20 protein-coding genes are annotated in these 25,683 nt (G+C 70.4%); 11 read left to right on the top strand and 9 right to left on the bottom strand.

The window, feature by feature from the left end; all coding sequences use genetic code 11:
- The first annotated feature begins 42 nt into the window (after positions 1 to 42).
- The 9 genes from htpG to JC881_RS26710 all read left to right on the top strand — a co-directional run bounded on the left by htpG (position 43) and on the right by JC881_RS26710 (position 13,163).
- Positions 43 to 2,079 carry a molecular chaperone HtpG gene (gene htpG, locus JC881_RS26750; protein ID WP_198788736.1) on the top strand — a complete coding sequence of 679 codons (2,037 nt, stop codon included), beginning with the start codon at positions 43 to 45 and terminating at the stop codon, positions 2,077 to 2,079.
- Positions 2,076 to 2,687: a hypothetical protein gene (locus JC881_RS26745; RefSeq protein WP_198788735.1), complete on the top strand. Its 612-nt coding sequence runs from the start codon at positions 2,076 to 2,078 to the stop codon at positions 2,685 to 2,687. The genes htpG and JC881_RS26745 overlap by 4 nt, the downstream gene beginning before the upstream one ends.
- Before the next feature lie 52 nt (positions 2,688 to 2,739).
- Complete coding sequence (locus JC881_RS26740; RefSeq protein WP_198788734.1) at positions 2,740 to 4,101, top strand: SWIM zinc finger family protein; 1,362 nt, start codon at positions 2,740 to 2,742, stop codon at positions 4,099 to 4,101.
- Entirely contained in the window at positions 4,098 to 5,663 is a 1,566-nt protein-coding gene (locus JC881_RS26735) for a DUF5691 domain-containing protein (protein WP_198788733.1), read from the top strand. Before JC881_RS26740 ends, JC881_RS26735 begins: the two co-directional genes overlap by 4 nt.
- Positions 5,660 to 6,739 (top strand): ATP-binding protein, encoded by a 1,080-nt coding sequence (locus JC881_RS26730; RefSeq protein ID WP_198788732.1) that lies wholly within the window; start codon positions 5,660 to 5,662, stop codon positions 6,737 to 6,739. The genes JC881_RS26735 and JC881_RS26730 overlap by 4 nt, the downstream gene beginning before the upstream one ends.
- A 22-nt stretch (positions 6,740 to 6,761) precedes the next feature.
- Positions 6,762 to 9,095, top strand: a complete 2,334-nt coding sequence (locus tag JC881_RS26725) for a DUF5682 family protein (protein WP_198788731.1) — start codon at positions 6,762 to 6,764, stop codon at positions 9,093 to 9,095.
- Positions 9,092 to 10,306 (top strand): VWA domain-containing protein, encoded by a 1,215-nt coding sequence (locus JC881_RS26720; protein ID WP_198788730.1) that lies wholly within the window; start codon positions 9,092 to 9,094, stop codon positions 10,304 to 10,306. Before JC881_RS26725 ends, JC881_RS26720 begins: the two co-directional genes overlap by 4 nt.
- A gap of 4 nt (positions 10,307 to 10,310) precedes the next feature.
- Positions 10,311 to 11,297, top strand: coding sequence for a Bug family tripartite tricarboxylate transporter substrate binding protein (locus JC881_RS26715; protein WP_198788729.1), 987 nt, complete (start codon positions 10,311 to 10,313; stop codon positions 11,295 to 11,297).
- Between the two features lie 168 nt (positions 11,298 to 11,465).
- Complete coding sequence (locus tag JC881_RS26710; RefSeq protein WP_198788728.1) at positions 11,466 to 13,163, top strand: hypothetical protein; 1,698 nt, start codon at positions 11,466 to 11,468, stop codon at positions 13,161 to 13,163.
- On the opposite strand, the gene JC881_RS26705 is transcribed toward JC881_RS26710, so the two are convergent.
- The 4 genes from JC881_RS26705 to JC881_RS26690 are packed head-to-tail and all read right to left on the bottom strand — an operon-like array spanning position 13,164 to position 17,095.
- Positions 13,164 to 14,300 (bottom strand): hypothetical protein, encoded by a 1,137-nt coding sequence (locus tag JC881_RS26705; RefSeq protein ID WP_198788727.1) that lies wholly within the window; start codon positions 14,298 to 14,300, stop codon positions 13,164 to 13,166.
- An 8-nt stretch (positions 14,301 to 14,308) separates the two neighbouring features.
- Positions 14,309 to 15,070 carry a hypothetical protein gene (locus JC881_RS26700; RefSeq protein WP_198788726.1) on the bottom strand — a complete coding sequence of 254 codons (762 nt, stop codon included), beginning with the start codon at positions 15,068 to 15,070 and terminating at the stop codon, positions 14,309 to 14,311.
- A complete protein-coding gene (locus JC881_RS26695) occupies positions 15,060 to 16,070 on the bottom strand; it encodes a hypothetical protein (protein WP_198788725.1) in 1,011 nt (336 codons plus the stop codon). Before JC881_RS26695 ends, JC881_RS26700 begins: the two co-directional genes overlap by 11 nt.
- Positions 16,067 to 17,095, bottom strand: a complete 1,029-nt coding sequence (locus JC881_RS26690) for a glycosyltransferase (RefSeq protein ID WP_198788724.1) — start codon at positions 17,093 to 17,095, stop codon at positions 16,067 to 16,069. Before JC881_RS26690 ends, JC881_RS26695 begins: the two co-directional genes overlap by 4 nt.
- A gap of 96 nt (positions 17,096 to 17,191) precedes the next feature.
- On the opposite strand from JC881_RS26690, the gene JC881_RS26685 reads away from it, so the two are divergent.
- A complete protein-coding gene (locus JC881_RS26685) occupies positions 17,192 to 18,541 on the top strand; it encodes a UDP-glucose dehydrogenase family protein (protein ID WP_198788723.1) in 1,350 nt (449 codons plus the stop codon).
- On the opposite strand, the gene JC881_RS26680 is transcribed toward JC881_RS26685, so the two are convergent.
- Genes JC881_RS26680 through JC881_RS26670 form a run of 3 tightly spaced genes read right to left on the bottom strand, consistent with a single transcriptional unit; the run spans position 18,527 to position 22,431 of the window.
- Positions 18,527 to 19,666: a CaiB/BaiF CoA transferase family protein gene (locus JC881_RS26680; RefSeq protein ID WP_198788722.1), complete on the bottom strand. Its 1,140-nt coding sequence runs from the start codon at positions 19,664 to 19,666 to the stop codon at positions 18,527 to 18,529. The two genes, JC881_RS26685 and JC881_RS26680, sit on opposite strands and share 15 nt — an antisense overlap.
- A gap of 33 nt (positions 19,667 to 19,699) precedes the next feature.
- Positions 19,700 to 20,686 carry a tripartite tricarboxylate transporter substrate binding protein gene (locus tag JC881_RS26675; protein ID WP_198788721.1) on the bottom strand — a complete coding sequence of 329 codons (987 nt, stop codon included), beginning with the start codon at positions 20,684 to 20,686 and terminating at the stop codon, positions 19,700 to 19,702.
- 23 nt (positions 20,687 to 20,709) lie between these two features.
- Positions 20,710 to 22,431, bottom strand: a complete 1,722-nt coding sequence (locus JC881_RS26670) for an acyl-CoA dehydrogenase family protein (RefSeq protein WP_198788720.1) — start codon at positions 22,429 to 22,431, stop codon at positions 20,710 to 20,712.
- Between the two features lie 101 nt (positions 22,432 to 22,532).
- Here JC881_RS26670 and JC881_RS26665 point away from each other — a divergent pair, with 101 nt between their 5' ends.
- On the top strand, positions 22,533 to 23,420 hold the full coding sequence (locus tag JC881_RS26665; protein WP_198788719.1) for a LysR family transcriptional regulator: 888 nt from the start codon (positions 22,533 to 22,535) through the stop codon (positions 23,418 to 23,420).
- Here the strand turns inward: JC881_RS26665 and JC881_RS26660 are convergent.
- Entirely contained in the window at positions 23,411 to 24,454 is a 1,044-nt protein-coding gene (locus tag JC881_RS26660) for a serine/threonine protein kinase (protein WP_198788718.1), read from the bottom strand. The genes JC881_RS26665 and JC881_RS26660 overlap by 10 nt on opposite strands.
- 32 nt (positions 24,455 to 24,486) lie before the next feature.
- Complete coding sequence (locus tag JC881_RS26655; RefSeq protein ID WP_198788717.1) at positions 24,487 to 25,602, bottom strand: DUF2855 family protein; 1,116 nt, start codon at positions 25,600 to 25,602, stop codon at positions 24,487 to 24,489.
- Between the last annotated feature and the right edge of the window lie 81 nt (positions 25,603 to 25,683).

Here is a 25,683-nt window from a genome sequence, read left to right as displayed (position 1 = left end):
CGGCTCGGCTTAGAATTTTTTCGATCGATCTCTCTTTTCTCTATGGCTGATTCCTCCAACACCAAACTCCCGTTCCAGGCCGAAGTCGCGCAACTGCTGCACCTCGTCACGCATGCGCTCTACTCCAACAAAGAAATCTTCCTGCGCGAGCTGATCTCGAACGCGTCCGACGCGTGCGACAAGCTGCGTTTCGAGGCGCTCGACCACCCCGAGCTCTATGAAGACCAGCCCGACCTGGACGTGCGCCTCACGTTCGACAAGGCCGCGCGGACCCTCACCATCACCGACAAGGGCATCGGCCTGTCGCGCCAGGAAGCCATCGACAACCTCGGCACGATCGCCAAGAGCGGCACCAAGGACTTCATGAGCAAGCTGAGCGGCGACCAGAAGGCCGATGCTCAATTGATCGGCCAGTTCGGCGTGGGCTTCTATTCGGGCTTCATCGTGGCCGACAAGATCAGCGTCGAATCGCGCCGCGCCGGCCTTCCGGCCGAGCAGGGCGTGCGCTGGGTCAGCGGCGGCGCCGGCGACTTCGAGGTGGCCGACATCACGCGCGCCGAGCGCGGCACCCGCATCACGCTGCACCTGCGCGACGACGCGGACGAATACCTCAACGCCTGGAAGTTGAAGCAGATCGTCGGCAAGTACTCCGACCACATCTCGCTCCCGATCCTCATGGAAAAGGAAGAGTGGAAGGAAGGCGAGAACGACCAGCCCGGCGACATGGTGAAGACTGGCGAATGGGAAACCGTCAACAAGGCCAACGCCCTCTGGAGCCGCCCCAAGAAGGACATCACGCCCGAGCAGTACGAGGAGTTCTACAAGAGCATCAGCCACGACTACGAGGCGCCGCTCGCCTGGAGCCACAACCGCGTGGAAGGCAGCACCGAGTACACGCAGCTGCTCTACATCCCGGCCAAGGCGCCGTTCGATCTGTGGAACCGCGACAAGAGCGCGGGCGTGAAGCTCTACGTCAAGCGCGTCTTCATCATGGACGACGCCGAGGCGCTGTTGCCCAGCTACCTGCGCTTCGTCAAGGGCGTGATCGACTCGGCCGACCTGCCGCTGAACGTGAGCCGCGAGCTGCTGCAGGAAAGCCGCGACGTGAAGGCGATCCGCGAAGGCAGCACCAAGCGCGTGCTCTCCATGCTCGAAGACCTGGCGAAAAAGCAGAAGACCGCGCCCGAGAGCGGCGAGGGCAAGATCGACGTGGGCTCGGGCGAATCGGTGCCGGCCCCCGAGCCGACCGAAGCGGTGACGGATGTGGTCGACAAGAACGCACCGACCGCTGCCGAAGCCGCTGCCGCTGCGGCCGATGAATCGGGCAAGTACGCCAGGTTCTACGCCGAGTTCGGCGCGGTGCTCAAAGAGGGCCTGGGCGAAGACATGGGCAACCGCGACCGCATCGCCAAGCTGCTGCGCTTCGCATCGAGCACCACCGACGCCGTGACCGTGAGCCTGGCCGACTACAAGGCGCGCATGAAGGACGGCCAGGACGCGATCTACTACATCACGGCCGACACCCTGGCCGGCGCCAAGAACAGTCCGCAGCTCGAGGTCTTCAAGAAGAAGGGCATCGAAGTGCTGCTCATGACCGACCGCGTTGACGAGTGGGCGCTCAACTACCTCACCGAGTTCGACGGCACGCCGCTGCAGAGCGTGGCCAAGGGCGCGGTCGACCTGGGCAAGCTGCAGGACGAGGCCGAGAAGAAGGCCGCCGAGGAAGCCGCCGAATCCTTCAAGCCGCTGCTCGAGCGCCTGAAGGAAGCGCTCAAGGACAAGGCCGACGACGTGCGCGTGACCACCCGCCTGGTCGATTCGCCCGCCTGCCTCGTGGTGCAGGACGGCGGCATGAGCACGCAGCTCGCGCGCATGTTGAAGCAAGCCGGCCAGCCCGCGCCGGACTTGAAGCCGGTGCTCGAAGTCAACGCCGAGCACCCGCTCGTGAAGAAGCTGGAGAGCTCCGCGCACTTCGACGACCTCGCCAACATCCTGTTCGACCAGGCGCTGCTCGCCGAAGGGGGCCTTCCGGCCGACCCCGCCGCCTACGTGAGGCGCGTCAACGCGCTCCTGGTGTGAACGCCCGGCCGCGCACCCTTCGCGCAGCAGCCGCCGTTCCGGCGGCGCTGCTGATGCTCCTGGTGAGCGGCTGTTCGCATTATCACATCGGCATTCCGCTGGTGCCCGGGCTCTCGCTCGGGCTCGGTGCCACCAAGGACGGGGCCTTCTCCGTCGGCCTGAACACCGGCTGGGGCCCGCTCGGCGCGGGCGTCTCGGTCAACAACACCGGCGTGGTGGCCGGCACCGCGGGCGTGGGGGTCGGCGTCGGCATCGGGCCGATCGGCACCGGCGTCGGCGTGGGCAAGAGCGTGGTGCTGCACGACCCGAACGCCGGCAAGCCCGGGTACGCGCCCGCGGGCGGCGCCGCGCCGGTCACGACGGCGGCGATCGGCGCCACGGTGCCGGTTTCGGGCACGTCCGGCGTCACCGCCGTGGCGCCTGTGGCGACCTTGCCAGCGATCGCACCGGCTGCGCCGATGACCGTCACCAAGGGTGGCGTGACCAGGCCGGTCACTGCCGCCGCGTCGCAGCCTTCCCCGGTGCGCGTTTCCTATCGCCCGCCCGCCGATGCCGCCGCCGCTCCGGCCGGCAGCCTTGGCACGCCGGCCAATCCCGTCGCGCCCTGATGGCCGCGTCCTTCCAATCATCCGCGCCGCGGAGCGGCGCGAGGGTGCCCCGATGACTCTCAGCACAGAAGCCGTCCTGGCGCTCGCGCCCGACGATGCGTCGGCCAAGGCCGCCAAGGGCCTGCTCGCGCCGGCCAAGTGGCCCACGCTCGGGTTTTCCGACGAGGCCGTCTGGGGCGAATGCCAGGGCAGCGGCAGCAAGCCGTACCAGACGCAGGTCGACCTCGCGGGCCCGGTGTTCCGCTGCTCGTGCCCGAGCCGCAAGTTCCCCTGCAAGCACGGCCTCGCGCTGATGCTGCTGCGCGCGCAGAGCGGCGCCAGCTTCACCGCCGCCGCGCCGCCGCCGTGGGTGGCCGAGTGGATCGCCTCGCGCCGCGACAAGGCCGAGAAGAAAGAAGCGCGCGCCGCCGAACCTGTGGCCGCGCCCGACCCGGCCGCGGCCGCCAAGCGCGACGCGCAGCGCTGGAAGCGCATCGAGGCCGGCGTGCAGGAGCTCGCGCGCTGGCTCGACGACCAGACCCAGCGCGGCCTCGCCGCGCTCGGCGCCGAGCAGCAGCAGGCCTGGGGCGCGATGGCCGCGCGCATGGTCGATGCGCAGGCGCCGGGGCTCGGCCAGCGCATCACGCAGGCGGCCGAGCTCATCGGCGCGGGCGAGGGCTGGCCGGCGCGATTGCTCGACCGGCTGGGGCGTCTTCAGCTGATTGCCGATGCGGTGCCGCGCCGCGAATCCCTCTCGCCCGCCACGCTGGCCGACCTGCGCACCGCGCTCGGCTGGCCGCAGGACCGCGAAGGCCTGCTCGCTGACGGCGAACGCATCAGCGACCACTGGCTCGTGCTGGGACAGTGCACCGACGAACGCGACGCGAAGCTGGTCGAGCGCCATGTGTGGCTGCAGGGCCGCGCGAGCGGGCGGCGCGCGCTGCTGCTCGATTACTCGCATGGCGGACGCGGTTTCGAAACCGGCTGGGTCAGCGGCAGTGAGCGCGCTGCGGTGCTGTGCTTCTATCCCGGCCACGCTTCGCAGCGCGCGCTGGTGGCCGAGCTGCTGGCCGAACTGCAGGCGGATGCGCCCGCATCGCCGGCGCCCGCAGCCGATGCCCTCGACGAATGGCACCGCATGGCGCAACAGATCGCCGCCAATCCCTGGCAGCCACTGCTGCCGATGGTGTGGGCCGAAGCCGTGCCCGCGCGCCATGGCGACCAATGGTGGCTGCGCCTCGACGCCGCACCGAAGGCCTTGCCGATGCAACTGGCAACGCAAGAGGCCTGGCAGTTGCTCGCGCACTCGGGCGGCGCGCCGCTGCGCGTCTTCGGCGAATGGGACGGCGAGCAGTTCGCGCCGCTCACCGCCTGGGCCTCGGGTGCCGCCGCCGGCAGCGCGCCGGTCTGGACCTTGGCCGGAGTGCGCACATGAGCCACTGGAATACCTTGCTGCAAAGCGCGCTGGTCGGCACCGCCCGGCAACCCGTACCGGCCGCCGAAGGCATGGCCGGCGAATTCGGCGGATTGCTGCAGGCGATCCAGGCCGGCGAAGCGCAAGGCCAGCTGCTGCGCGTCGCAGGCGCCGTCGCCATCGGCCGCCGCGCCGGCTTCGTGGCGCCGGGCCTCTCGCCTTCCGACGCACCGCTTGCCACTGCCGACGAGCGCCCCGTGCTGGACGATCCCGCGCTGCAGGCGGCCATCGCCGATGCACTCGCGAACGGCCCGCTGCGGCTGCAGCACGAAGGCCTCGCCGCGGTGACCGCCGCGGGCCTGCGCCTGCCCCACAACCTGCTGCCCACCGCGCTCGACGCCGGCCGCCGCGCGATCGACCTGCGCAGTGCCGTGATCCCCGCGCTCGGCGAGCGCGGCCTCTGGCTCGCCGCGCGCAACGACGACTGGCGCTACGCCGTCGGCGCCAGCGAGCAGGCCGATGCCCAGACGCGCTGGGACGAAGGCAGCCTCGAACAGCGCCGCGCGGTGCTCGCCGAGCAACGCCGCAGCGACCCCGCCGCCGCGCGCGAGCGCCTCGCCGCGGAGCTGCCGCAACTCCCCGCCAAGGAGCGCGCCGTGCTGCTCGGCGCGCTGGCCGAGAACATCGGCCCCGACGACGAAGCGCTCATCGACGCGCAGCTCAAGGACCGCGCCCGCGACGTGCGCCAGGCCGCGGTCGAACTGCTGCAGCGCCTGCCCACGAGCGCCCACGTGCAGCGCATCGAAGCCTTCCTCGCGCCGCTGCTCTCGCAGGTGGGCGGCGCATGGCAGCTGAACACCCCCGAGGCCGCCGATCCGCGCTGGAAGGACGACGCCATCGATCCCGTGCGCCCCACCCACGACAGCCTCGGCGAGCGCGCCTGGTGGCTCTATCAGCTCGTGCGGCAGGCGCCGCTCTCGTGGTGGACCGCGCGCACCGGCATGACACCCGCCGCGCTGCTCGGCTGGGCCGCCAGGAGCGATTGGAGAGACGCCCTTTTTCGTGGCTGGAACGAAGCCATCCTCGCCGTGTCCGACGTCGACTGGGCCGACGCGATGCTGGACCAACACCACACCCAGTACAGCCAGCGCGCCTGGGTCGGCCAGTTGCTGGCGCTGCTGCCCCGCGAACGGCGCGAGCGCCACTGGTTGATCGAACTGGGCCTGGCGGGCGTCGGCGTGCAGAACGTGATCGCCTTCGCCGACCAGGCCTGTGCGCCCGGCGAAACGCCATCGGCCGAACTCTCGCTCCAGCTCGCGGCCGCGCTGCGAACCCGCGTGGAGCGCGGCGACCTCGTCAACGACTACGTGCTGCGCCAGGTGCTCGGCAATGCGGCTGCGCTGCTGCACGCCGATGCGCTGCACCTGCTGGCCGAGCTGCCGCGTGCGGCCGAGGAAAGCCCCGGCCTCGCGAGCGCATTGAGCGACACCGCGCGCATCGTGCGCGCGCGCCAACTCTTTTCGACCCTTCGTCCTTCTTCGTCCACTTCTTCTTCCTCTTCTTCATCCCAAGGCCGCCCATGAGCAATGTCCTGCGCCAGCATGCCGAACAGCAATTCGCCGAAGAACTCGATGCGCTCCAGAAGGTCGACGACCGCCAGCGCCCGGGCAACTGGAAACTCTCGCCCTGGGCCGTGCTCACCTACCTGATGGGCGGCAAGCTCGCCAACGGCTTCGAGGTCAGCCCCAAGTACATCGGCAACAGCCGGTTGATGGAAATCGCCGTCTCCACGCTCGCGACCGACCGCGCGCTGCTGCTCTACGGCGTGCCGGGCACCGCCAAGTCGTGGGTGTCCGAGCACCTGGCCGCGGCCGTGAGCGGCGACTCGACCATGCTGATCCAGGGCACCGCCGGCACCAGCGAAGAGCAGCTGCGCTACGGCTGGAACTACGCCGAGCTGCTGGCCCACGGCCCGTCGGAAAAGGCGCTCGTGCCCAGCCCGCTGGTGCACGCGATGCGCCTCGGAAAGATCGCGCGCGTCGAGGAGCTCACGCGCATCCCGGCCGATGTGCAGGACACGCTCATCACCGTGCTGTCGGAAAAGACGCTGCCCATTCCCGAACTCGGCAGCGAGGTGCAGGCCGTGCGCGGCTTCTCGGTGATCGCCACTGCCAACAACCGCGACAAGGGCGTGAACGAACTCTCCAGCGCGCTCAAGCGCCGCTTCAACACCGTGGTGCTGCCGGTGCCCGCGAGCGAAGCCGAGGAAGTGCAGATCGTGGTCAAGCGCGTGTCCGAGCTGGGCCGCGCGCTGGCGCTGCCGGCCGAGCCGCCCGCGCTGCAGGAAGTGCGCCGCGTGGTGCAGATCTTCCGCGAGCTGCGCAACGGCCAGACCGAGGACGGCAAGACGCGCATCAAGTCGCCCACCTCCACGCTCTCCACCGCCGAGGCCATCTCCGTCATCAACAGCGGCATGGCGCTGGCCGGCCACTTCGGCGACGGCGTGCTGCGCTCGGCCGACGTGGCCTCGGGACTCATCGGCGCGGTCATCAAGGACCCGGTGCAGGACCACGTGGTGTGGAAGGAATACCTGGAGACGGTGGTGAAGGAGCGCACCGACTGGAAGGACCTGTACCGCGCCTGCCGCGAACAGCTCTGAGCCCTGCGCCACGCGACTGCACATGGCTTCACCGCTGCACTACTTCGGCATCCGCCACCACGGCCCCGGCTGCGCGCGCAGCCTGCTGCGCGCCTTCGAGTCGCTGCAGCCCGACTGCATCCTGGTCGAAGGGCCGCCCGAGGCCGAAGGCCTGCTCTCGTTCATGGCGCATGCGGACCTGCGCCCGCCGGTCGCGATGCTGGTGCATGCGAACGACGACACGCGCCTGGCCGCCTTCTACCCGTTCGCCGAGTTCTCGCCCGAGTGGCAGGCGCTGCAGTGGGGCGTGAAGCACCAGCTGCCCACGCGATTCATCGACTTGCCACAGGCGCATCGCATGGCCATCGAGCAGGCGGCGCGCGCGGCGGATGAGGCCAAGGCCGAAGCATCGGCAGAAACACCACTCGACGATGACGAGACCGACAAGGTGCCCGTCTCCGAAACCGTCGAAGACCCCGAACAAGCGCAGGCCGCCAACGCGCTGCCCGACGATCCCTTCGACTGGCTCGCCCACGCTGCCGGCTACGCCGACGGCGAGAGCTGGTGGAACCACATGGTCGAGGAGCGCGGCGATGGCGAAGACCTCTTCGGTGCCATCGCCGAAGCGATGACCGCCGTGCGCGCCGAAACGCCCGAAGACCGCCGCGGCCAGCGCGCGATGGAGCGCGAGCAACTGCGCGAAGCCTTCATGCGCCAGTCGATCCGCGAAGCCGTGAAGGCCGGCCACCAGCGCATCGCGGTCGTCTGCGGCGCGTGGCACGTGCCCGCGCTGCAGGGCGCGGTCACCGCGAAGGCCGATGCGGCATTGCTCAAGGGCCTGCCCAAGCTCAAGGTGCTCGCGACCTGGGTGCCGTGGACCTACCGGCATCTGACGAGCGCCAGCGGCTACGGCGCCGGCATCGATTCGCCCGGCTGGTACGAGCACCTGTGGCAGCAAGGCCAGCAGGTCGCGGGCCGCACGACCGGCTGGCTCGCGCGCGTCGCGCGGCTGCTGCGCGAGCATGACCTCGATTGCTCCTCCGCCCACCTGATCGAAGCCACGCGCCTGGCCGAAACGCTCGCCGCGCTGCGCGAGCGCCCCGCGCCCGGCCTGCCCGAGCTCGACGAGGCCGTGCGCAGCGTGATCTGCATGGGCGAGCAGGCGCCGCTCACGCTGATCCGCGAGCGCCTCACTGTCGGCGACCGCATGGGCCAGGTGCCCGCCGAAGTGCCGACCGTGCCGCTGCAGCGCGACATCGAGCAGGCGCAAAAGAGCCTGCGCCTCAAGCCCGAGGCGACCGCGAAAACGCTCGACCTCGACCTGCGCCAGCCCAACGATCTCGCGCGCAGCCACCTGTTGCACCGCTTGCGGCTGCTCGATTTGCCGTGGGGCGAAATCACCGCCGGCCAGCGTGCGAGCCGCGGCACTTTTCATGAAGTGTGGCAACTGCAATGGCAGCCCGAATTCGCGCTGCGCATCATCGAGGCCAGCCGCTTCGGCGCGACCGTGGCCCATGCCGCGAGCGCGCGCGTGATGGAAGCGTTGGCGGCAGAGACCTCGCTCACGGCCCTCGCCGAGCAGGTCGACATCGTGTTGCTGGCCGACCTGCCGGTCGCGGTGCAGGCCGTGACCCGCGCGCTCGAAGACCGCGCAGCCCTTACCGGCGATGCAGTGCAGCTCATTGGCGCGGTGCCGCCGCTGGCCAACGTGTTCCGCTACGGCAGCGTGCGCCAGACCGACAGCGCGCTGCTCTCGCACGTGCTCGACAGCCTGATCGTGCGCGGCGCCATCGGCCTGCCGATCGCCTGCGGCGCACTCGATGCCGAAGCCGCCGAAGCGCTGCGCACCCGGCTCATCGCCACGCACGATGCGGTGCGCCTGCGCGACGGCGAAGAAACCACCGCTGCCTGGCGCGCCGCGCTGCGGTCCATCGCCTTCGGCGAAACCGGCGCGCCGCTGCTGCGCGGCGTGAGCTGCCGGCTGCTGCTGGACGATGCGCAGATCGACAGCGACGGCGCCTCGCAGCAGCTCGGGCGCAACCTCTCGGCCGGCGCACCGCCGACCGAGGCGGCCGCGTGGCTCGAAGGTTTTCTCAACCGCAATGCGATGGTGCTGCTGCACGACGAGGCCGTCTGGTCGCTGGTCGACCGCTGGCTCTCGGGGCTCGGCGAAGAACACTTCGTGCAGGTGCTGCCGCTGGTGCGCCGCAGCTTCGCGGACTTCTCCGGCGCCGACCGGCGCGCGCTCGGCGAGCGTGCGAAGCGCGGCGCGGTCGGCGGCACACTGCCGTCCGCCGTGGCCGCCGCCGACTGGGACAACACACGCGCGGTGCTCGCGCTGCCGCTGCTGCGGGAACTGCTGGGAGTGAAAGCATGAGCGCGAATCTTCAGGACCCCGCAGACGCTGACGAAGCACTGCCGCCCACCGACCGCCTGCAGCGCTGGCGCCTCGTGCTCGGCAGCGAAGCCAACGCCAGCTGCGGCGCCGTCGAAGGCCGTGTGCGCGAGATCGACCAGGCGCTCGCCGCGCTCTACGAAGCCGACGGCCGGCGCGGCCTTGGCCAGGGCGGCCAGCGCGGCGGCCGCGGCGATTCGGCGCCCAGCGTGGCGCGCTGGCTCGGCGACATCCGCAAGTACTTTCCGAGCCAGGTGGTGCAGGTGATGCAGCGCGACGCGATGGAGCGGCTGAACCTGCGCCAGATGCTGCTGCAGCCCGAGATGCTGGAGAACGCACAGCCCGACGTGCACCTGGTCGCCAACCTCGTCGCGCTCGCGAGCGTGATTCCGGCCGGCACCAAGGACACCGCGCGCGCCGTGGTGCGCAAGGTGGTCGACGAGCTCATGAAGAAGCTGGAGGAGCCGATGCGCAGCGCCGTGAGCGGGGCGCTCAACCGCAGCCAGCGCAACCGCCGCCCGCGCCATTCGGAGATCGACTGGAACCGCACCATCCGCGCCAACCTGCGCCACTGGCAGCCGGCATACCGCACCGTGGTGCCGCAGACGCTGGTCGGCTACGGCCGCAAGGCCCGCCAGCCGCAACGCGAGGTGATCCTGTGCATCGACCAGAGCGGCTCGATGGCGGCCTCGGTCGTCTACTCGAGCATCTTCGGCGCGGTGATGGCGAGCCTGCCCGCGGTGGCGACCAAGCTGGTGGTGTTCGACACCGCCGTGGTCGACATGACCGAGCAGCTGCAGGACCCGGTGGACCTGCTGTTCGGCGTGCAGCTGGGCGGCGGCACCGACATCAACGGCGCGGTCGGCTACTGCCAGAGCCTGGTGCGCGAGCCGCGCAACACCATCCTCATCCTGATCTCCGACCTCTACGAAGGCGGCGTGGAAGGCAACCTGCTGCGCCGCGCCAACGAGCTGGTCGAGGCCGGCGTGCAGTTCATCGCGCTGCTCGCGCTCAGCGACGAGGGCGCGCCCGCCTACGACCGCGATCTCGCCGCCAAGCTGGCCGCGCTCGGCGTGCCGTCGTTCGCATGCACGCCCGATGCGTTCCCGGGGCTCATGGCTGCCGCCATCAAGCGCGAAGACGTCGCGGCGTGGGCTGCGGGCCAGGGCCTGAAGACCAGCCGCGCGGCGTGAGGTGATGCCCGGCCTGTCCCGACGCAAGCTCGCGGCACTGGCCCTCGCGGCCGTGTCGGGCGGGTTGGCGAGGGCGGCGCACGCGCAGCGCGACTTCCCGGCCCGGCCGATCCGCTGGATCGTGCCGTACCCCGCGGGCGCCATCGCCGACATCGTTGCGCGCACCATCGGCACGCAGATGGCCATCGACACCGGCCAGCCGGTGCAGATCGAGAACCGCGCGGGCGGCAACACGGCGCTCGGGGCCATCGAGGCCGCACGCGCGCCGGCCGACGGCTACACCGTGCTCTCGGCCGACAACGGCACGCTGGTGTTCAACCCGGCGCTCTACCGCAACCTCAGCTACAACCCGGCGCGCGATTTCGCGCCGGTCACGCTGCTGGGGCGCTTGCCGATGGTGCTCTTGGTCGGCCCGGCCAGCGGCGTGAAGGACGCGCGCGCCTTCATCGCGGATGCGCGGGCCTTTCCCGGCAAGGTCAGCTTCGCGTCCGCGGGCACCGGCACGCCGCAGCACCTGGCGATGGAGCTGCTCCAGCGGCAGGCCGGGCTGCGCATGGTGCATGTGCCCTACCGCGGCGCCGCGCCCGCGCTGGCCGATCTGGCAGGCGGCCAGCTGCCCGCGATGATGAGCGACCTGGCAGCGGCCAACCGCTTCATCCAGAGCGGCAAGGCGCGCGCGCTGGCGGTCGCCAATGCCACGCGCCTGCCGCAACTGCCCGCGGTGCCCACCTTCGCGGAACTGGGCATGCCGCAGGTCGAGGCGGCCGCGCTCCTGGGCCTGGCGGTGCCGGACGGCACCCCGCCCGAGCTGGTGGCCCGGCTGCAGCAGTCGGTGGCCAGCGCGATCCACAACCCGGCGGTGCTGCGCAAGTTCGCCGAGGCCGGCGTCGAGCCGGTGGGCAGCACGCCGGCGCAGTTCGAGGCGCTCATCGGCGACGAAACGGCGCGCTGGCATCCGCTGATCAAGAGCCTGAACCTGTCGCTCGACTGATTAAAAAATAGGCAATGTTTCAGCCCCCTTTACGGGGCCTTTGCAGGAACTTTGCGCGCGCGGGCCTCCGTTCTCACGCTGGACTAAGAGTGGCTGCCTAGATTGGCGCATCGCACATGGAAGGTCGCGCGGACGGGTTGCACAGGCAGGCCGGCTCGCACCCAGTCAATGACAACCCGCCGGTTCAATCACGTCATCTTCGCGGACGATTTCTTTCGCTCCGCCGCCAACGGTCTTCCGTACCACGCCGCGAACCGGCGATTCCTGCGAGGCTTCTTCGACGCCACGCTCGGCCGCCTGGGCCTGCCGGTGCGCGAGGTGGCGCCGCTGTCCGAAGGCGGCCGCATCGACGTTGCCCGCCTCATGGCCCGGCTCGACCTGCCCGCAACGCCCGCCGGCTGGGCGCGCGCCTGCATCGCCGACCTGCTGCCGGTGCACGGCCGCGACGGCATGCCGGCCTTCGACCCCGGCTGCCTGGTGATCGGCTGGGGCCTCACGCCGGCGCTGCAGCACTGCATCGCGCGCAGCGGCGCGAGCTACCTGGACATCGAGATCGATCCGCGCCGCTTCACCGAGCACCTGCACTTCTGCGCGCGCACGAACGATGCGGTCATCGCCGCGGCGCTGCAGGCGCGCCGTGTCGATGACGAGGTGTTCTGGAACCACGCGGCCGCGCTCAAGGGCCACTTCGCGCGGCATGGCGCACCGGCGCTGTTCGATCCGCGGCTTCGCATCGGGCTCTTCTTCGGCCAGAGCCTGGTCGACCTGTCGCTCGTGAGCGGCGGGCGCACGATGCACCCGGCGAGCGTGGTCGCGCCGCTGCGCGAACTGGCGCGCAGCGTCGACCTGCTGGTGATCAAGCCGCATCCCTACGAGCCCGCGCTGCACGACCTCGCGCCGGTCGCGCGGGCCATTCCCAATGTGGCGTGGACCGAGGAGAACACCTACGCGCTGCTGTCGGCCGCGAACGTGCACTTCGCGGCCAGCCTGTCGTCCAGCGTGCTCACCGAGGCGCGCTATTTCCGCAAGCCCGCGCACGCGCTGATCCGCGCCGACCGCAACGCCGCGGGGCAACTGCCGGTGGCGTGCTCGGCGTGGATACCCGTCGGGCCCGAACTCGGCGCGATGGATTTCATGACCGCCATCAGCGGCGTCGCCGTCACGGCCGATGCGGCGCCGCGCCACTTCGCCGCCTGGCCCGCCGCCACCATCGACCGCGCCTTCATGACCCGCTGGGGCTTCGACGACCAGAGCCACGGCCTGCGCGACGTGGCCGAGCTGCAGTTGAGCCGCACCTACCTGTTCCACCCCGGCAGCCCCGCGGCCGGCTGGCTGAGCCAGGGATGGGCGCCGCCCGAGGCCGAGGGCGTGAAGAGTGCCGGTGAGCTCGCGTGCCTGGTGATCCCCCTGCCGTCGCTGTCGGACTCGCCGTCGCATCAGCAGCACCAGCCGCCGCACCAGCAGCCGCACCGCCTCGAAGTGCGCATCGATTTCCGCAGCAACCTGAAGACCACGAGCGTGCACGCGATGTTCGACGGCGTGGTGCTGCCCGCATCCTGCACCACAGGCGCGAAGCGGCGCAGCCTGGTGTTCGAGGTGCAGCCCACGGCCGGCAGGAAGTGCCTGGTGCTGCAGTTCGTCGTGGCCGATGCGGGCCGCGGCAACGGGCGCCGCGCGCTCGTGAAGCCGGGCTTCACGCTCAGGAAACTGCAGGTGTCGCTGCGCACGGCGCGGGGCGTGGTCGCGATGCCGCCGCCGCAGGTGTCGTCGGCATCGTCGATCCAGTGGTCCGAAATGCGGCCGGTGCGCGCGCTCGCCCGCGTGTTCCGCGCGCTGCGCGATTCGGCGCGCGGCGCTGCCGGTTAGTTATCGCAGGGGCGGCGCTGCGGACGCGAGGCTGTAGAGCAGCACCGTCCAGTGCTGCAGGCGCGCGATGGCGGCTTCGCGCCCCTTCTGCGCCGCCTGCGGGCCGCTGCCGTTGTCGGCCAGCGCAAGCAGTTCGCTCGCGGCCGTCGTCACGGCGCGCGCGAAATCCCCCGTGCGGCCCTGCCATACCACGGTGCGGTGGTGCAGGCCCAGCTGCGCCGCGCGCTGCGCGTTGATCGCCTGCTCGGGCTGGTCGGTCAGGAGCAAGAGGATGGGCTTGCGGTACACCGCCGCGATCGACAGCGCCGCCATGCCGGGCGCCGAGACGATGAAGGCGCTGCGCGCGGCCATCTCGATCCAGTGCTCGTCCTGCGCGTGCCAGCCCGCGCGCTGCGCATAGCCCTCACCGACGAGGTGCGCCGGCACGCGTGCATCGGCCAGCCCGCGCTCCAGGCCGTCGGCCAGCGCGGCTTCTTCGAAATGCGGATTGAGATAGACCGCGGCCTGCGGCGCGAGGTCGTCGTGCGCTTCGGTGTCGGCGCCCATCACGGCCACGGGCGTGGCGAGCCGGTGCCCGCCGCGGCCGTCGTTCTGCGGCTCGCCGTAGGCGAAGTCGTGCGCGATGCGCGCGCGGCTGCGGTCGATCTGCCAGGCGACGATGCGGCCGAAGATGCCCGCCATCCACGCGGGCATGCGCCCGCTGAAGTTGGTCTGGAGCGCATGCCGCAGGCTCGCGCCGTACACATGCACCACCTTGCGCCGCCAGCCCGGCATCCAGCCCATGAACAGCAGCGCGGGGTGGAAGGAATCGTTCACCACCAGGTCTGCATCGCGGAGCCACGCGCGCAGCCGGAGGATGTCGCGCAGCATGCGCCCCGGGCGGAACATGTAGTGCGCCACGTTGCGGTCGGTCTCGCGGCGCAGCATGTTCTGCTCGCGATCGAACTGCACCGCGTAGTGGCGCGAGAGCACCGGCGCCTCGATGCCGAAGCCCGCGAGAAAGCGCGCGCCCTCGTCGGAGGTGGTGAGCACCTGCACGCTGGCGCCCGCCGCGCGCAGCGAATGCGCGATGAGCTGCGCGCGCATCAGGTGGCCGCGCGCGTCCGCAGTCGCGAGGTAGACGATGCGCGGCGGCATCGATCGGCTCAGGCGGCCACCGGCCGTGCGCCGCCGGGGCGCAGGCGCAGGGCCAGGCCGGCCGCGTACATGCCCAGCGCGCCGGTGATGCCGAAGCCGCGCTCGGTGTCGCGCACCTCGTGCATCAGCTGCGCGAGCCGCGCCTCTTCGTGCGGCGCCACGCAGCGCTGCAGCGTGCGGCTGCACAGGCGGATGTGGCGGTCTTCGTCGGCCAGCACGCGCGTGAGCAGCGGATGCAGCGCATGCCGCGGGCCGATCAGCGCGCAGTGGCGCTGCAGAATGCGCGAGGCCATCTGCTCGGCGGCCAGGCCGATCGCATAGGCCGGCACGAGGCCGCCGTGCGCGAAGTGCGGCGCATGGCGCTGGATGAGGCGCTGCCAGCGCGCGAGCTTGCGCCGGCTCAGCCAGTCGGGCTGCGGCGCTTCTTCGGGCGATGCGGCCGCCTGTGCGATGGCGCCGCGCTCGACGATGGCCTCGGCGAAGAGCCGCGCATGCAACTGCTCGTCGGCCAGGTGCTGGTCGAGCTGGCGCGTGAGCCACTCGGGGGCGCTCGTGCGCAGCTCGCGCTGCAGCGCCTGCTCGGACGATTCCTCGCCGACCAGGTACAGGCGCAACAGCATCACTTCACCGGCGCGGCTCGCATGCATCTGGCGCAGGGCGGCGCGCTTGATGTGGTGTACCAGCCGTGCCTGCAGCGCCGGCCAGCCGCGCAGTTGCGGCGGCGCGAGGCAGCCGAACGCGGTGGTCGGCGAGGCGGCGTCAGCGTCCATCGGCCTTGGCCATCGGGGGCTGTGGTCGTGGCTGCTGTTGCTGCCAGCCGAGCACGAGGCCGATGAAGCTGTCCTGCAGGAACGCGCGCGCCGACGCATCGGCGCCGGCGAGCTCGCGCTGCTGGCCGTCGTAGCGCACGTAGCCCTTGCCGCCCGCGGCGCCCAGCACGAGCTTCTCGTTCTTGCGGAAGCCGCGCTGCATCAACGGCTGCAGCAGCGATTGCGATTCGAGCCCGTAGAGGAACAGGTCGCGCTGCACCACCTGGCGCGGGATCTGCCCGCTCAGCGCCTGCAGCTCGAGCGACCAGTTGCCTTGCCGCATCGCTTCGGAAAGCTCGCCGCCCTTGGCCGCAGGCGCGCGAAAACGCGCGCGCGCCACCGACTTGGAGGCGCGACTCAGGCCCAGGCCCACGGTGATGTCCGCATCGGTGGCGCCGCCCGTGCGGTTGTCCTGCACCTGCACGATCTCGTTGGCGAGCCGCGCGGCGATCGATGGCTTGGAGAGCGTCTCGCCGATCTGCGCCGGCGTGAACACCACGCGCTCGGCGCTGCCCTCGATCACCACGACCTGGTACGGATCGATCCGGATGTCGCTGAACTCGCCGCCGACGGGCGAGTGCGCATGGCTGCTCACCGACCACTCGTTGCCCGAGCGGCTCAGGAGCGCGTGGAAGGTCAGCGGCACGCGCTGGCCATTTCCTTGTGAACTGCGCGATTGGCCCGAGCCCTGCAGCAGCACATCGCCCACGATGGTCTTCTCGCCGTAGATGCGCGGGTTCGCGAAGCGGATGGTGTGCGCGGCGCTGTCGAGCGCGGCGCGCGTGTCGGCATCGTCGAGTGCGAGGCGGTTGCATTCGTTGGCGGGGCCCGCGAGCGCGGAGAAGGGGCAGCCGCTGTCGGACTTGAAGTTGAAGACGCCGCGGCCGGTGAAGTCGGCGGCGCCTGCCGTGGCGCATGCGCCAGCGAGCACGAGAAGGCCAAGGATGTTTTTCTTGTTCATGTCGGGCGATGGTAGGAAAGCGCCTGGGCATCCGCGTTGGTGCGGCCCGTCGTGTGCAGGCCGATGCCGCGCGCGAAGGCGCCCAGCATGTCGATGGCCGAGAAGCCGACGATCAGCGCCACGCCCGCGAGCCAGCGCAGGCCTCGCAGCGGCGGCAGGTCCTGGTGGTTGAGCGCGCGCACGCTGAAGCCCAGCCGCGTGAACAGCACGCACAGCGGCCCGATCGGCCCGCTCCTGGCAAGCCACTGCCAGCGCGACGACACGTAGCTGCGCAAGAGGTGCGGCGTGAGCGAGTAGGTGTCCTGCCCGCGCATCCAGCGCAGCTTGAGCGCCTCGGCGCGCGTGTCGGGCAGGCGGTGCTCGGTGTGGGCCGCGGCCGCGTAGTGGATGGGCACGTCGGCCGCCTTCAGGCGCATGCCCAGCACCTGGCAGTGCGCGCGGTACACGCCGTCGAGCGCCTGGTAGCTGTGCTGCTCGAACACGTCGCGCCGGAAGGCCACGTTGTTCGCGTAGAAGTTGCTCGTGGCGCCCGCGTGGTCGGCGTTGGGGAAGTACATGAAGTCGATGGTCGTGAGCGCGGTGCCCACGATGCTGTCCGCGTAGCTCGTGCGGCCGGCGACCACGGCAGGCGCATCGGCGCGCGTGAACGGCGTGAGCATCTGCAGCAGCCAGTCGTCGTCGGGCAGGCAGTCGGCGTCGGCGAACACCACGTGGTCGCAGCGCGCCGCATCGGTGGCCGCGAAGCCGACGTTCTTGGCGTCGTAGTAGCCGGTGGCGGCGTCGATGCGCACGAAGTCGATGGGGCGGCCCGCCAATGCCGCGACGGCCTCGCACGATGCGGCGCTCAAGCCGTCGTGCGTGATGACCACCTGGGCCAGGGCCGTGAGCGGCACCTGCTGCTTGGCCAGCAGCGCGACCAGGCGCTGCAGGCTGGTGCTCGCGGCTGCCTCGGCATCCGCTCCGCCGCGCAGGTTGTTGGTCTCCAGGACCAGTGCGCAACGCGCGGCAACTTGATCGGGCATCATCGAATTTTCCTGTCCGGACATTGTTTTGAAGGCTTGCATCCTGCTTTTATCTCACAACCGCCGCCGCTGCCAGTGCCTTAAGGGAGGGGCGCGCGCATGAAGTTGAGCATCTTCGGCGCCGGTTATGTGGGCCTCACCTTCGCCGCATGCCTGGCCGAAGCGGGGCACGACGTGCTGTGCGCCGACGCCGATGCGGGCCGCATCGAAGGCTTGCAACAAGGGCGGATGCCATTGCACGAGCCCGGGCTGGAGGCGCTGGTGGCAGAGGGCCTCGCCGCGGGGACGCTGCGGTTCACGGCCGACGAGCGCGCGGCCAGCCTGCATGGCGACGTGCTCTTCATCGTGGTCAACACACCGGCCGATGCCGAGGGCGACGTCGATCTGCGGCATGTGATGGCCGTGGCGCGCAGCATCGGGCAGCACCGCGACCGGGGCGCCGTGGTCGTCTGTAAGTCCACCGCGCCGGTGGGCACCGCGGAGCAGGTCGAGGCCGTGCTGCAGGCGGCGCTTTCGCAACGCGGTGCGGCACATCGCATCGCGGTGGCCGTGAACCCCGAGTTCCTGCGCGAAGGCTCGGCCGTGCGCGATTGCCGGCAGCCCGACCGCGTGGTGATCGGTGCCACCGACGCCGCGGCCATCGACCTGCTCACGAGGTTCTACGAACCCTTCGTGCGCGACCCCGCAAAGCAACTGCTGGTGATGGACCGGCGCTCGGCCGAGCTCACCAAGTACGCCGCCAACGCGATGCTCGCGACCCGCATCAGCTTCATGAACGAGATGGCACGCGTGGCCGCGCATGCGGGCGCCGACATCGAGATGGTGCGCCGCGGCATCGGCTCAGACCGGCGCATCGGCCCCGACTTCCTGCAGGCGGGCGCGGGCTACGGCGGCTCGTGCCTGGCCAAGGACGTGCGGGCGCTGCGGCATGCGGCCGATCGCGAGGGGTATCCGCTGCGCATCCTCTCGGCCGTCGAGGCGGCGAACCATGAGCAGAAGGGGCGCCTCTTCGACCTGATGACGCACCACTTCGAAGGCAACATCGCCAACAAGACCATCGCGCTCTGGGGCCTGGCCTTCAAGCCCGACACCGACGACATGCGCGACGCGCCGAGTCTCGTGCTGCTGGAGCGCCTGTGGGCGGCCGGTGCGCGCGTGCAGGTGCACGACCCGGCGGCGATGCCGAATGCGCGCGCCATCGTCGGTGGGCGCGTCGAGCGCGGCGATGTGCTGTGGTGCGACACGCCCGACGACGCGTTGCAGGGCGCCGATGTGCTGGCGCTCGTGACCGAATGGCCCGCGTTCCGCCGCCCCGATTTCGCGCGCATCGCGGGTGCGCTGAAGACGCCCGCGATCTTCGACGGCCGCAACGTCTACGACGCCGCCGAGGTCGAAGCGGCCGGCATCGCGTACTACGGCATCGGCCGCGGCCGCTCAGTGCTGCGCTGAATCGTCCGAGGGCAGGAACGCGCTGCCCGGCGTCAGCGGCGCATGGCGGTAGCTTGCCGGCGTGCGGCTCAGCTTCACCGGCGCGCCGATGCCGCGGTAGCCGCCGGGCATCTCCACCACCATCTCGCGGTGCAGCGTGTGCGGATGCTGCAGCGCATCGGCCACGGGCAGCACGGGAGCGGCGGGCACACCGGCGGCCATCAGTCGATCGACCAGCGCGCGCCCGTCGAAAGCCGCCATCGCCGCCTCGAGCCGCTGCTTGAGCCCGTCGCGGTGCACCGAGCGCGCCCCGGCCGTGCGGTAGAGCGGATCGTCCGCGAGTTCGGGCAGGCCGATGCAGCGGCACAGGCTCGCGAACTGCCGGTCGTTGCCCACCGCGACGAACACCGGGTCGGTGCCCGTGGCCAGTGCGTCGTAGGGGTAGATGTTGGGGTGCGCGTTGCCCGTGCGGCGCGGCGCCGTGCCGTCCATGAACCAGTTGGCCGCATGCGGATGCAGCAGCGAGAGGCCGCTGTCGTAGAGCGCCGCTTCCACGAACTGCCCGCGCCCGCTGCGATGGCGCTCCTGCAGCGCGAGCAACACGCCGATCACCGCGTTGAGCCCCGTCACCATGTCGACCACCGGCAGGCCCACGCGCAGCGGGCCGCCATCGGCCTCGCCGTTGATGCTCATGATGCCGGTCATGGCCTGCACCGCGGCGTCGTAGCCGGGCAGCGCGCCCAGCGGCCCATCGGCGCCGAAGCCCGAGACGCGGCACCACACGAGGCGCGGAAAGCGCTGCGACAGCGCCTCGTAGCCGATGCCCCAGCGCTCCATCGTGCCGGTCTTGAAGTTCTCGATCAGCACGTCGGCCTCGGCCACCAGCGCGAGCAGTGCCTCGCGCCCTTCTTCGGTCGAGAAGTCCAGGTGCTGCACGCGCTTGTTGCGGTTCAGGCCGTGGTAGTACGAGGCCACGCCTTCCTTGAAGGGCGGGCCCCAGGTGCGCGTGTCGTCGCCCTGCGGCGGCTCGACCTTGAGCACGTCGGCGCCGTGGTCGCCCAGGATCTGGCCGCAGTACGGGCCGCCCAGGATGCGCGAGATGTCCAGCACGCGGATGCCCGCGAGGGCGCCTTGGGGGGATGTCATTTCAGTACGGTGCCTTCGCAATCCATCATTCGGTCAATCGAGCTGCGCGCCGGACTTCTTCACGACGTCCTTCCACTTGGCCGATTCGCTCACGATGAACTGGCCGAGCTTCTGCGGCGACGTATCGGCCGAGGCTTCGAGCCCTTGCGCCGCGAACATCTGCTTGACCTTGGGCGAATTCAGCACTTCGGCGAACGCGTGGTTGAGCTTGGCCACGCGGTCCGCGGGCGTGCCGGCCGGCGCGACGATGCCGAAGAACACACTCACGTCGTAGCCCTTGTAGCCCTGCTCCGAAATCGTCGGCACCTCGGGCAGCGCCTGCGAGCGCGCGAGTGTCGCCACGCCCAGCGGACGCAGCTTGCCGGCCTTCACGTAGGGCAGCGCGGTGAGGATGTCGGTGAAGGTCATGCTCACCTGGTTGCCCAGGAGGTCGTTGAGCGCCGGGCCCGTGCCCTTGTAGGGGATGTGCTGCAGGTCGGTGCCGGCCACCGAGTTGAAGAGCACGCCCGCCAGGTGCGACGAGGCGCCGTTGCCCGACGAGGCATAGCTCAGCTTGCCCGGGTTGGCCTTGGCGTAGGCGACGAGTTCCGGCACGGTCTTCACCGGCAGCGCCGGGTTCACCACGAGGATGTTCGGCAGGTAGCCGACCTGGATCACCGGCGCGTAGCTCTTGACAGGGTCGTAGTTGATCTTGCGATAGAGGCTCGCGTTGATGGCCAGAGGCCCCGAGGTGCCGAACAGCAGCGTGTGGCCGTCGGCCTCGGCGCGCGCCACGTACTCGGCGCCGATGTTGCCGCCCGCGCCCGCGCGGTTCTCCACGATCATGGGCTGGCCGAGGCGGTCTTTCATCTCGGCGGCCAGCGTGCGGGCCATCGCGTCGGTCGGGCCACCCGGTGGGAAGGGCACGACCAGCGTCAGGGGCTTGGAAGGGAAAGGGCCTTGGGCTTGCGCGGCGGGGGATGCGCCGAGCAGCGCGGCGCAGGTAGTGACCGCGGCAAAGAGGTGAGTGAGGTGTCGCAAGAGATGTCTCCGTTTTTTATGAATCAGGCAGTGATTTCCGCGGCACGCGCCGCAGTGGTGTTCCAGTCCGCGGGCATCGCATCGGGCGCGAGCGGATCGCGCGGCAGCACGCGGTGCAGCAGCACCAGCTGAGCCCAGCGCAGGCGCGGTGCCGAGCCGCTGTTCGCAGCCTCCCACGCCATCGCGATGCTGCTCGTGCAGTGGTAGAGCGCCGATGCGGCCTGGCGCGCGAGCACGTCGCCGCCTTCGCGCGCCGCGGTCTCGGCCAGCGCCGAGGCGCGTGCCAGCGCATCGCGCAGGGCCTTGGCGAAAGCGGGCGCGAGGGCCGCATCGGCGAGCAGCTTCTCGCAGTGCGCGCGCAGCACCGGGAGCGACCCTTCGCGCTTGACCGCGCGGATCACGTCCAGCGCCACGATGTTGCTCGTGCCTTCCCAGATCGAGCCCAGGTGCGCATCGCGCACGAGGCGCGGATCGCTCCACTCCTCGATGTAGCCGCAGCCGCCGCGCACTTCCATCGCATCGCCCGTCACCTTGCGCGCATCGCGGCAGGCGCGGAACTTGATGAGCGGCGTGAGGATGCGCAGCAGCGCATACGCATCGGGCTCGCCGGCGTCGGAGCGCGCGAGCGCGAGCGCGGTCTGGCACACCATCGTGCGCGCCTGCTCGGCGGGCAGGCGCAGCTTGTCGAGCTGGCGCTGCATGAGCGGCATCTGGTCGAGCGTGCGGCCGAAGGCGCGGCGCTCGGCGGCGATGTATTCGGCCTCGGCCACCGCGCGGCGCATGAGGCCCGCGGCGCGCACGCCGTTCGACAGGCGCGAGTTGTTCACCATGTCGGCCATCTGCACGAAGCCGCGGCCTTCTTCGCCGACGAGGTACGCGACCGCGCCTTCGAGCCGGATCTCGCCGCTGGCCATCGAGCGCGTGCCCAGCTTGTCCTTCAGGCGAATGATCCGGTAGTGGTTGAGGCTGCCGTCCTCCAGCCGCCGCGGCAGCAGGAACAGCGACACGCCCTTCATGCCCGCCGCGCCATCCTCGGCGCGCGCGAGCACCATCGCGAAATCGGCATCGGGGTTCGAGCAGAACCACTTGTCGCCGGTGATGCGCCAGCTGCCGTCGTCTTTGCGCCGTGCCATCGTCGCGGTGGCCGCGATGTCCGAGCCGGCGGCCTGCTCGGTCATGAACATCGCGCCTTGCGCGAGCTCGTCGAAGTCGAGCGAGGTCAGGCGTGGAAGGAAGCGCGCGACCAGTTCGGGCTCGCCGAATTTCTTCAGCGTGCGCGTGAGCGAATCGGTCATCGAGACCGGGCAGCACAGCCCGAACTCGGCCTGCACGAAGAGGTAGGTCAGCACGTACTTGACCAGCGGCGGCATCTTGCCCTTCCAGCCCAGCGTTTCGTCGCGGTGCGAGATCGCGGCCAGGCCGAATTCGCTGAGCGCGAGGCGCTCCATCTCCACATAGGCCGGGTGCTTGACGACCGTCTGCTCGTCCAGGCCGGTGCGGGTGCGCTGCTTCAGTGTGGGCGGGTTGCGGTCGGCGGTGCTGGCCAGCTCGTCGAGCAGGCCGCCGGCGAGGCCGCCCAGGCGCTCGAAGTGCGGCTGCATGTGGGTGCGCAGATCGTCGGGCAGGTAGAGCGCGAGCAGGCCGTGCAGCTCGGTGTCGGCGGTGAACAGGTTCTGGCCGTGACGGTCGGGAATCGGATGGGCGTGCGCGGTTTGCGGCGCGGCGTGTGCGGCGTTTTCAGGCATGCATTTGTCTCCTGGGTTCGCCGCATTGTTGAAGCTGCGACGATCCGTGTCTAATATCGAATTGGTCTTGTTCGATTCGATCTGCCTATGGATGGAGCTGCATGGAACTGCGACACCTGCGCTATTTCTCCGTGCTGGCCGAAGAGCTGCACTTCGGCCGCGCGGCGCGGCGCCTGTCGATCTCGCAGCCGCCGCTGTCGGTCGCGATCCGCCAGCTCGAAGAGTCGGTGGGCGCGCGGCTCTTCGAGCGCAACAGCAAGGAGGTGCGGCTTACGCACGCGGGCGAGGCGTTGCGCGTCTCTGCGCGGCGCTTGCTGCAGCAGGCGCAAGAGGCGGCGACGGAAGCACGCGATGTGGCGAGCGGCTCGGCAGGTCGGCTGCGCATCGGCTTCGTCGGCGCGATGCTCTACCGCGGCTTGCCGCCGGCACTGCGCGCGTTCCAGGCCAAGCACCCTGCGGTGCGCATCACGCTGAACGAACTCAACTCGGGCGTGCAGATCGCCGAGCTGCTGCACGACCGGCTGGACCTGGGCTTCGTCCACACGAGCCGCATGCCGCCTGAACTGCATCACCGCCTGCTGTTGACCGAGCCCTTCGTGTGCTGCCTGCCCGCGGGGCATTCGCTGGCGCGCAAGCGGGTGCTGGCCCCGGCCGATCTGCGCAACCAGCCTTTCGTGCTGTTCTCGCGCGAGGCCTCACCCGACTATCACGAGCGCATCCTGTCGATCTGCGCCGATGCGGGTTTCCTGCCGGAGGTGCGGCATGAGGTGCGTCACTGGCTGGCCGTCGTGTCGCTGGTGTCGCAGGGCATGGGCGTCGCGCTGGTGCCGCAGGCGATGCGCAACTCGGCGCTGCGTGGCGCGGTGTTCAGGCCGCTCGACCGGCCAGTGGTGCAGTCGGAGTCCTATGGCGTGTGGCGCGCCGGGCCGCCCAACGTGCTGGTCGAGCGGCTGCTGCAGGGCGTCGCGGACACGGCGGCTCAAGCGTAGAGGGGCTCCTCTGCCATCTGCTCGCACTGGTCTTCCAATACGAGGATCTGCCCCTTCCAGTAGTCGCTGGAGCCGAACCACGGAAAGTTGATCGGGAAGATCGGGTCTTCCCAGCGGCGCGCGAGCCAGGCGCTGTAGTGGATGAGCCGCAGCGTGCGCAGCGGCTCGATCAGCGCGAGCTCGCGGCGGTCGAATTCGCGGAACTGCTCGTAGCCGTCCAGCAGGCCCGAGAGCTGCGAAGTGCGCTGCGCGCGGTCGCCCGAGAGCAGCATCCACAGGTCCTGCACCGCATAGCCGGTGCGCGCGTCGTCCAGGTCCACGAAGTGCGGGCCGCCGCCGGGGCGATCGGTGGGCGTCCACAGGATGTTGCCGGGGTGCACGTCGCCGTGCAGGCGGAGCTTGCGCGGCTTGAAATCGGAGGCCGGCGGCTGCAGCGCGAGGGCGGTCGCGCGCACCATGTCCAGCGCCTCATTGCACATCTTTTCCCAGTCGCGCTGCATGTCGAGCGGGATCTTGTCGTTCTCCAGCAGCCAGTCGCGCGAATCGAGGCCGAAGGTCTGCAGGTCGAGCGCGGGGCGGGCCTCGAAAGGCCTGGCGCTGCCCACGGTGTGGATGCGCGCGAGGAACCGGCCGACCCATTCGAGCACCTCGAAGTTGTCGAGCTCGGGCGCGCGGCCGCCGCGGTAGGGGCTCACGCTGAACGCGAAGCCGGCGTGGTGGTGCAGGGTCTTGCCGTCGAAAGCCAACGGCGGCACGGCGGGCACTTCGCCGGCGGCCAGTTCGAGCGAGAAGCCGTGCTCCTCGAGGATCTCGGTTTCGCTCCAACGGCCGGGGCGGTAGAACTTCACCACCACGGCCGGATGCGGGTTCGGGTCTTCCAGGAACACTTGGTAGACCCGGTTTTCGTAAGAGTTCAGGCCTGTGAGCCGGCCATCGCCGTGCAGGCCGAGCGTCGCGAGCGCGTCGAGCACCACGTCGGGCGTGAGGCTCTCGTAGGGATGGGTGTTGGCGGGCGCTGCGGGGGAAGGGGTCATGCAGCGATTGTCGCTACCCCGCAGCGGCGGCGTCACAGCCCGCCGGGTTGTTTGTAAAGCGAAAGGATATGGCCCGTGCGCGGGTCGCCCTTGCCGCCCAGCACCTGCGCGTAGGCGGCCTGCACCGCCTCGCCGCCGCGGTGCTGCTCGGCGTGCAGCCAGGGGTTGCTCGCATCGGTCACCGTCGCGAGGAAGTTGCGCCAGGCGCCCACCATGCGCCGGCCGAATTCGTCCGCGCCCCATTCGGTGGTGCGCTTCTTGATCTGCGCCGGCGCGAAGAACAGCGTGGCGCGCGGACCCGCGAGCTCCTTGCCCGCACCCCTGGAGGCGAGCTGCTCCACGTGCGTGCCGCCGATCGAGCAGCTGTACCGGAGGTTCGCGAAACGATCGTGGATCGCGTTGCGCAGCCCGCCGTTGCCCGCGAAGTCGATGTACACGCTGGGCGTGTCGGCCGCGACGCTGCCGAGCGCGTCGTACGTCACCACGCGGTGGTAGCAGCCCAGGCTCTCGCAGAAGGCGACATTCCCTGGCGAGGTGAGGCCGACGACCTCGATGCCCTTTCGCTGGTGCAGCTGGAACGCCGTGCCGTAGGCCGTCTTGCTCGATGCGCTCGACAGCAGCATGGTGCTGGCGCCGAAGAAGTCGTTGTCGGCCATGAAGTCGTCGATCAGCCACGAGGTGATGAAGAGGGGCCGCAGCAGCGCCTGCAGGTCTTCGGTGTCGGTGGTGTAGAGCGGATCGGCGTTGCAGCGGAAGTACTGGTTGTAGACCGCGGGCAGCGCGGCGCGGTGCGCGGCCGCATCGGTGAAGCGCCCGGGCGAGAGCCGGTCGGGGCTCAGCACCGCGCTCGATGCCATCGGCCAGTAGCCGTAGAGCCGCTCGCCCACCGCCACGCCGGGGTGCAGCGACTGCGTGACGCTTGCGAAGCCCCACACGGGGATGCTGCCCCAGCCCTCTTCCTCGGAGGGAAAGAACTGCCAGTAGCTCATCGCGTCGCCGAAGGCGGCGTAGGTGATGTTGTTGGAGGTGAGCGCAAAGCTGTCGATGCGCACGCGCACCTGGCCGTCGGCCAAGGGCTGGTCGGTGGCGGTGTGCAGGCGCGTGGTGGGCAGGCTGTCCTTGCGGACGAGAAGGCTGGTGGTGCTCATGGTGTCGATCTCCACGGTGCGTTGAAGGGCGTGCGGCCACATTAGCCAAGCTTGATGAAAGGCGCTATCGCGTTGTCCCTT

Origin of the sequence: Variovorax sp. IB41 (assembly GCF_016405905.1) — a bacterium.
Lineage (GTDB): Bacteria > Pseudomonadota > Gammaproteobacteria > Burkholderiales > Burkholderiaceae_C > Variovorax.
This window is presented reverse-complemented; position numbering and strand designations above follow the sequence as displayed.

What these genes read in the sequence shown, in the direction of transcription:
- htpG (WP_198788736.1), top strand. Translation starts at nt 43, where the DNA reads ATGGCTGATTCCTCCAACACCAAACTCCCGTTCCAGGCCGAAGTCGCG.
- JC881_RS26740 (WP_198788734.1), top strand. Translation starts at nt 2,740, where the DNA reads ATGACTCTCAGCACAGAAGCCGTCCTGGCGCTCGCGCCCGACGATGCG.
- JC881_RS26735 (WP_198788733.1), top strand. Translation starts at nt 4,098, where the DNA reads ATGAGCCACTGGAATACCTTGCTGCAAAGCGCGCTGGTCGGCACCGCC.
- JC881_RS26730 (WP_198788732.1), top strand. Translation starts at nt 5,660, where the DNA reads ATGAGCAATGTCCTGCGCCAGCATGCCGAACAGCAATTCGCCGAAGAA.
- JC881_RS26725 (WP_198788731.1), top strand. Translation starts at nt 6,762, where the DNA reads ATGGCTTCACCGCTGCACTACTTCGGCATCCGCCACCACGGCCCCGGC.
- JC881_RS26720 (WP_198788730.1), top strand. Translation starts at nt 9,092, where the DNA reads ATGAGCGCGAATCTTCAGGACCCCGCAGACGCTGACGAAGCACTGCCG.
- JC881_RS26715 (WP_198788729.1), top strand. Translation starts at nt 10,311, where the DNA reads ATGCCCGGCCTGTCCCGACGCAAGCTCGCGGCACTGGCCCTCGCGGCC.
- JC881_RS26710 (WP_198788728.1), top strand. Translation starts at nt 11,466, where the DNA reads ATGACAACCCGCCGGTTCAATCACGTCATCTTCGCGGACGATTTCTTT.
- JC881_RS26705 (WP_198788727.1), bottom strand. Translation starts at nt 14,300, where the DNA reads ATGCCGCCGCGCATCGTCTACCTCGCGACTGCGGACGCGCGCGGCCAC.
- JC881_RS26700 (WP_198788726.1), bottom strand. Translation starts at nt 15,070, where the DNA reads ATGGACGCTGACGCCGCCTCGCCGACCACCGCGTTCGGCTGCCTCGCG.
- JC881_RS26695 (WP_198788725.1), bottom strand. Translation starts at nt 16,070, where the DNA reads ATGAACAAGAAAAACATCCTTGGCCTTCTCGTGCTCGCTGGCGCATGC.
- JC881_RS26690 (WP_198788724.1), bottom strand. Translation starts at nt 17,095, where the DNA reads ATGATGCCCGATCAAGTTGCCGCGCGTTGCGCACTGGTCCTGGAGACC.
- JC881_RS26685 (WP_198788723.1), top strand. Translation starts at nt 17,192, where the DNA reads ATGAAGTTGAGCATCTTCGGCGCCGGTTATGTGGGCCTCACCTTCGCC.
- JC881_RS26680 (WP_198788722.1), bottom strand. Translation starts at nt 19,666, where the DNA reads ATGACATCCCCCCAAGGCGCCCTCGCGGGCATCCGCGTGCTGGACATC.
- JC881_RS26670 (WP_198788720.1), bottom strand. Translation starts at nt 22,431, where the DNA reads ATGCCTGAAAACGCCGCACACGCCGCGCCGCAAACCGCGCACGCCCAT.
- JC881_RS26665 (WP_198788719.1), top strand. Translation starts at nt 22,533, where the DNA reads ATGGAACTGCGACACCTGCGCTATTTCTCCGTGCTGGCCGAAGAGCTG.
- JC881_RS26660 (WP_198788718.1), bottom strand. Translation starts at nt 24,454, where the DNA reads ATGACCCCTTCCCCCGCAGCGCCCGCCAACACCCATCCCTACGAGAGC.
- JC881_RS26655 (WP_198788717.1), bottom strand. Translation starts at nt 25,602, where the DNA reads ATGAGCACCACCAGCCTTCTCGTCCGCAAGGACAGCCTGCCCACCACG.